1 protein-coding gene is annotated in these 331 nt (G+C 65.0%); it reads right to left on the bottom strand.

What is annotated here, in order from left to right; genetic code table 11:
• On the bottom strand, positions 1-331 hold a 331-nt coding region (locus SJI03_RS28900), incomplete at both ends, for an AMP-binding protein (RefSeq protein WP_322429473.1).

The following is a 331-nucleotide window of genomic DNA, read 5'->3' as shown; positions in this document are numbered from 1 at the left end:
TCGGTAACTCACGTGCACCGTCGTTTCCGTGATGCCGTACATATTCACCAGCTCCGGCGCCGTGTCGCTGTGTCGCTCGAACCACGGCCGCAGCTTGTCCAGGGCCAACGCCTCGCCAGCAAACACCACCGTGCGCAACGCCAGCGGCGCCGGCGTCAACTGATCCTGCTCGATGAATACATAGAACGCCGACGGCGTCTGGTTCAGCACCGTCACTCGCTGGTCCCGCACCAGCTGGTAGAAGTCCGGCGTCGATTGCGCCACCGCTCGCGGCACCACCACCAGGCGCCCGCCATGCAGCAGCGCACCCCAGATTTCCCATACCGAGACG

The organism is Janthinobacterium sp. GMG1, from assembly GCF_034427795.1.
GTDB lineage: Bacteria > Pseudomonadota > Gammaproteobacteria > Burkholderiales > Burkholderiaceae_D > Janthinobacterium.
The sequence above is the reverse complement of the archived record's forward strand: the minus strand, read 5'-3'. Positions and strand labels throughout refer to the sequence as shown.